The sequence below is a fragment of the Streptomyces sp. NPDC060000 genome (genome assembly GCF_042737375.1).
GTDB lineage: Bacteria > Actinomycetota > Actinomycetes > Streptomycetales > Streptomycetaceae > Streptomyces.
In genome coordinates, this window is the sequence record NZ_JBHWUU010000168.1 from 1 (window position 1) to 4,974 (window position 4,974).

At 66.0% G+C, this 4,974-nt stretch carries 6 protein-coding genes and 3 pseudogenes; 6 read left to right on the forward strand and 3 right to left on the reverse strand.

Translation table 11 applies throughout. The features are described from left to right. A pseudogene (locus tag ACFWBB_RS42330) lies at positions 1-117 on the forward strand (IS5/IS1182 family transposase); the annotation flags it as partial. Positions 118-193: 76 nt separating this feature from the next. Here ACFWBB_RS42330 and ACFWBB_RS42335 read toward each other — a convergent pair. Then, positions 194-664: a hypothetical protein gene (locus ACFWBB_RS42335; protein ID WP_385284565.1), complete on the reverse strand. Its 471-nt coding sequence runs from the start codon at positions 662-664 to the stop codon at positions 194-196. 191 nt (positions 665-855) lie between these two features. Here ACFWBB_RS42335 and ACFWBB_RS42340 point away from each other — a divergent pair, with 191 nt between their 5' ends. The 3 genes from ACFWBB_RS42340 to ACFWBB_RS42350 are packed head-to-tail and all read left to right on the forward strand — an operon-like array spanning position 856 to position 2,448. Beyond that, on the forward strand, positions 856-1,392 hold the full coding sequence (locus tag ACFWBB_RS42340; protein WP_385284580.1) for a hypothetical protein: 537 nt from the start codon (positions 856-858) through the stop codon (positions 1,390-1,392). After that, positions 1,377-1,829: a hypothetical protein gene (locus ACFWBB_RS42345; RefSeq protein ID WP_385284568.1), complete on the forward strand. Its 453-nt coding sequence runs from the start codon at positions 1,377-1,379 to the stop codon at positions 1,827-1,829. Before ACFWBB_RS42340 ends, ACFWBB_RS42345 begins: the two co-directional genes overlap by 16 nt. After that, positions 1,816-2,448: a hypothetical protein gene (locus ACFWBB_RS42350; protein ID WP_385284571.1), complete on the forward strand. Its 633-nt coding sequence runs from the start codon at positions 1,816-1,818 to the stop codon at positions 2,446-2,448. Before ACFWBB_RS42345 ends, ACFWBB_RS42350 begins: the two co-directional genes overlap by 14 nt. Before the next feature lie 55 nt (positions 2,449-2,503). Here ACFWBB_RS42350 and ACFWBB_RS42355 read toward each other — a convergent pair. Beyond that, positions 2,504-3,120 (reverse strand): annotated as a pseudogene (locus tag ACFWBB_RS42355) (DUF6000 family protein). A gap of 353 nt (positions 3,121-3,473) precedes the next feature. Here ACFWBB_RS42355 and ACFWBB_RS42360 point away from each other — a divergent pair. Next, complete coding sequence (locus ACFWBB_RS42360) at positions 3,474-3,923, forward strand: hypothetical protein (RefSeq protein ID WP_385284574.1); 450 nt, start codon at positions 3,474-3,476, stop codon at positions 3,921-3,923. Here the strand turns inward: ACFWBB_RS42360 and ACFWBB_RS42365 are convergent. After that, positions 3,905-4,489: a YrhB domain-containing protein gene (locus ACFWBB_RS42365; RefSeq protein ID WP_385284577.1), complete on the reverse strand. Its 585-nt coding sequence runs from the start codon at positions 4,487-4,489 to the stop codon at positions 3,905-3,907. The genes ACFWBB_RS42360 and ACFWBB_RS42365 overlap by 19 nt on opposite strands. Positions 4,490-4,749: 260 nt before the next feature. On the opposite strand from ACFWBB_RS42365, the pseudogene ACFWBB_RS42370 reads away from it, so the two are divergent. Continuing rightward, positions 4,750-4,974: pseudogene (locus ACFWBB_RS42370) on the forward strand (hypothetical protein); the annotation flags it as partial.

The window sequence follows — 4,974 nt, forward strand, 5'->3', positions numbered from 1 at the left end:
CTCCACCAGTTCAAACGGCTCCGCATCCGCTATGAGATACGCGCCGACCTCCACCTCGGCCTGCTCCAACTCGCCTGCAGCATCATGTGTTTGAGACGAGTCCGAACCTCATTCTGAAACGATCAGTTACGGGCAGATTCCGTGAGCAGAGCCAGGAACTCGCTCGTTCATGCGGGAATCCGGAAGCTACTGCTCAGGCGATCCATCCCTCACCGTGTCGGTGACGGTCCAATCCCGCAGCTGAGAACTCGTCCTCTCCAGCGCTCGCCACGACGCCCAGTCTTCGAAGTGCCTGCGAGATAGCGCTACCGGCTAGCGGAAAGGGCTGGCCTTCCTGCACATGGAGCGGTCCCAGCACGATGGTGCCGCCATCCCACACGACAGCCTGCTGTTCGCCCACACCGCCGAAGTACTCGGCTTCCACGTAGGCCACCGGCCCAACGGTCGACCAGTCAGCGAGGGTCTTCTCGAACCCTCCCGGCAGCCGCCAGAACCCCAAAGCCCCCGTACCGCTGCCGTCCGCGACGGAATCGAAGAGGGCGGCTGTCATCGGCATCAGCGACAGGCCCTGTCCGAGCGACGCCAGCCGAGCAGCAGGCAGATCCCGCGAAGCGGTGCGCAGCACCTCTCCTCCAGCGATCACTGCTTGCAGGTCATAGCTCATCCCAACGCCCCTCCACCGATCGGAGGCCCATCTTCGCGCAGGCGCCAAAGCCGAACCCGCGCGGCACCCCCGGGTAAAACAACCACGACGCCAGCGGGTTCGTTCAAGAACACCGGCCGGATCCCTCGAACCCGCTGGTTTCCGAGTACGACCAAGGGGCGTGCCCGGACCATCTGGTCACGCGCCGTCAGCTGCGGGCCCGGGCCCTGTCCCCGGGCCGGGGCAAGATCGTCGCCATCCTGCGCTGCAAGGGCTGCCGGTACGCCCCGCAGTGGTCATGCACGCACCGCCGCCGAGCCTGGCTCTACGACCTCACCGCGGCGACGCCCAAGAGGGTGCCGACGCTCGCTCAGGAGTGGGCACTGGACCGGGCGATGGCCGCCAGACAGAGCTGCGGCAAGCGCGGAAGGCGGTTCTACATCTGCCTCCAGGCTGCCGTATTCCGGGCACCTGCGCTCAGTGCGAAGAGCAACGTCCACTCATCGGTACCACCGAAGCAGAGGCCGGCATCTGCGGACCCTGCGCCGGAGTCGATCTCACCTACGCGTGCCAGCGCTGCGGCACGAGCGACAGCATCTTCCGCGAGCAGTTGTGCACCCGCTGCTTCGCCACGAAACAACTGGCCGAAGCTCTCGGAGGACAAGATCAAGCGGTCCCCGCACAGCGGCAGAACTTCCACTCGGCTCTCGCCACCGCAGGACACCCCCGCAGAGTGGCGCATTGGCTGACCCGCGCGGGAGTGCCCGCCCTCCTGTCCCAGCCAGCCATTTCCGATGAGGAGATCACCCACCAACAGCTCGACAATCTCCCCAACACGCCGACCACGCGCTACATCCGCGACGTCCTCGTCGTCGCCGCGGTGCTGCCGCCGCGCGATGAACGATTGGAGGCCTTGCCCCGCTGGGCGGACGCCCTCTTGGCCCAGGCACCGCTCTCCCAGCGGCAGCTCGTCACCCCCTTCACTCATTGGTATCTGCTTCACCGCATCAGCCGGGCCCACCGGAACCGCCCGCTACGCGCCGGCACACAGCACCAGATGCGATCGCGACTGCGCCGGGCCCTGGAACTGCTCGACTGGCTCGACGAGCACGGCATCGCTCTTTGGGGAACTCACACAGCCAGAACTCGAGATGTGGCTGGAGGAAGGGGCTGTGGAACGTCGTGAGGTGCGTGCCTTCGTCACCTGGGCGCGAGGTCGGGGCCTTGTCGGCGAACTCGTAGTTCCCCGGGCACGCATCGCCGCCCCCAGCGTCTTCATGACGGACGAGGAGCAGGCCGAGCAGCTGCACCGCTGTCTCGGCGACGATTCTCTGCCTCTCGATGTTCGTACGGCTGGTGCCCTGACGCTCCTCTTCGGGCTGCAGCACACCAAACTGCTCGAACTCACCGTGCGCGACGTCATAGACGACAACGAGACGATGGCGCTCGACCTCGCAGGCCATCGCCTTCCGCTGCCGCCCGAAGTCGCCCGGTTGGTCCGTGCGCAACGCGACCAGTGCCAGGAACGCTGGCAGCTCGATCAGACAGCCAGCACAACACCGTGGCTCTTCCCCGGGCAGGAGCCCGCCCGCCCTCTCGGAGCCACCTACCTCAACTTGAAGCTCCGCCGAGACGGCATCGCGCCCCGCGCCGGCCGCAACAACGCTCGTCTCGCACTGGCCACAGACCTGCCGGCATCCGTCCTCGCCGACTTCACCGGCACCAGCATCAGCAACGCCACCCGCTGGACCGGATACGCCAGACGCGACTGGCTCGACTACATCGCGTCCCGCACACAGATCTGACCGCTCCCCCGGGCGGCGGCCATGGTCCAGAGAGACCACCACAAGATGCGGGCGGTCATAGAGCCTCGGCGCATTCGTCGACGAACGCGCAAAGCCGGCGAATAAGACTCAAGTAGAAGGGGGTGGGTCCGAGTCGCCCTGCATGTGAGGTGCATCCTGAAGCCACTGCTGCCACAGGCCACCCGGTTCCCGGAAGCGGTCGGCTTGGCCATCTCCAAGGTTCAGGTCGATGAACTGGAGAGCGCCCATGACGACGGTCTGGTCGTATCCGAGGTCAGGGCGACGGAGGTAGCGATCAAGGTAGGCAGCGAGCAGATCAGCGTCGCGCGCCGTTCCGAAGCTGGCCAGGGCCACGCAATAGGCCAGCCCAGCACAGCAGACCTCGCTAGCCAGCAGGAGTTCCCCGAGGCGCTCACGGAACTCGGTCCGGCGGGAGACAGCTACGAGCCAAGCCGCAGTTCGTCGTTCGCGCCAGCCGCCCTCAAGAAGCTTGGCGATCTCATCTGCGGTGATGAGTCCCGCGTCTTCACAGAGATCTCGCATGAATCGGTCGCACTCAGGACTTTGCATGCGCAGCAAGCTGCCGCCGAGCTTCAGATAACGCCGCTCGGGCGTGACATAGCGGCGAACCAGAGCCAGCAACTCGGCATCGTCACGAGGATCGCGTATCACACGGCTGATCTTGCCTTGCTGGTGCAAAACGAGGCCATCCCATTCTTGCGCTCCTCGTCCGCCGCCCTCACGGTCACAAGCGCGACGGACTGGACGAAATTCGTCAAGCGCGACTGGACCGGGCCGCATCAGCAGCCCGCGAAGTGACAGCTGAGAAGTCGGTTTCCCTCGGGGGTGAGCCCCGGCATCATGGTCGTCGGTAAGTCCATACGTGAGAGGGGCGAGTGCGGCGGGTGTCTGGAGACGGGCAGGCGGATTTGACGGAGCTGTGGCAGCGGCGTTGGCCTAGTTGCCCTCCGGTTGGGTACAAGCTCCGTGACCCGTATCGGGACCTTTGGGTACGTTTTCACAGCTTGCCAGAGTCGAAGCGGTACGCGGACGACGAGAGCGAGTACACCGTCGTCCTGGAGCGTTACAACACCGTCCTCGATGAGTTGTTCGCTGGTGCGGACGTGTACGTGATCACTCCGCTCTGGACGACCGAAGCCGAGGTTCCGTCATCGCAACCCGTCACGGGCTATTGGCAGAGCTTGCTGGTGGAGGACGATCCTGACCCTGAGTTCCGCACGTACTCCCACCTCTTCGCCGCCCGCCGGCCCTGGCGGCGAGGCTGCATCGACGAGTCGCTCCGAGACATCGCCGACGACAGGGTGGCGGGCGTTCTCATCACCGACACCCGGATGCAGCGCATCCATCACCCCTACGACGGTGGCGCCGACGTCTTCCTCGCCACGTCCGAGGAACGGGACCGGGTGCGCGATCGGCATGCCGACTGGCTTTCCCGTCATCCGTCGGGTCTCTGACCGGTTCGGATCACTGCTCCACTCGAAATGGTCCTCACCGCAAGTACCGGGTTGAGAGGCTCCACGAGTTCCTTGGTGGCGACGGCCACGAGGCGCGCGGGCGCATCACCGTCCAGCAGGGCGCTCACGTACTCGATGGCCTCCGCAGGCGAGAACATCGGCAGCCTCTGGCGCAGTGTCCGCACAGCGTGCACGCGTCCGCGCGTAGCGGCGACTCCGCAGAGAGCATCGTGCAGGTCATCTACTGCAGTGTGGACCGGCAGCCCACGTATTCGGGCCCGGTAGTCGTTCTCCCACTCCCCGGTTACCGCGGAGACGACGCCGATCTGGTGTAGTCCCCCGTCGACGCGGTCGACCAGGTACGGCCCATTGCCGACCAGCATGTACTTCGAGTTCCGAGTGCTTGAGAACTCCTCGGACTGCCACGAGACGATCCACACCAGCTCGTGCTCCTCGACACGGACCACAGCCATCCTCACCGCGTCCGTGCTCACAGCCCGCCATTGCTGATAGTCGCGCTCCAGCTGTTCTTCGACAGCCCGAACGGCGGCTTCTCGCTCGATCACGCGTGCAGCATCCCGTACGGGCCCGGTTTCGACCAGCGAATTCCCACGGCTCAGGGCCACGCAGAAGGGGCCAACGAACCTTCTCGCCCAGGAATACGGCAGCTGCGGAACAAGTGCTCTGCGCCAGTACCGCTGCGCACCCAGGGCGTCTGCGACCCCTGCGACAAGGGCTACGAGCCCAGCCCCGAAACCGTCATGACCTCCCCGGCCACACACCGACTCGCGGCCTGACCAACGACCATCCCGAAGGAGAACCACCCATGCTCAGCACCCTGTTCGCCCGCCGTCCCGAGGCGCAGGACACGGCGACGTGGACGCCGGACGGCACGATCGTCGTCCAGCGATACCGCGGCGCTGTCGGAGAGCGGGAGACTTCCGCCAGCCGCCCGGCGAGCCCGAGCCCGAGCCCGAGCCCGCACCCGCCCCGGCCCGACGTCCGCTCGCCCCCGGCGGCCTCACCTTCTCAGACCTGGACCGCGATATCT

Bases quoted from the DNA above. Each gene is read 5' to 3' on its own strand.
- ACFWBB_RS42335 (WP_385284565.1), bottom strand. From the start codon at position 664: ATGAGCTATGACCTGCAAGCAGTGATCGCTGGAGGAGAGGTGCTGCGC.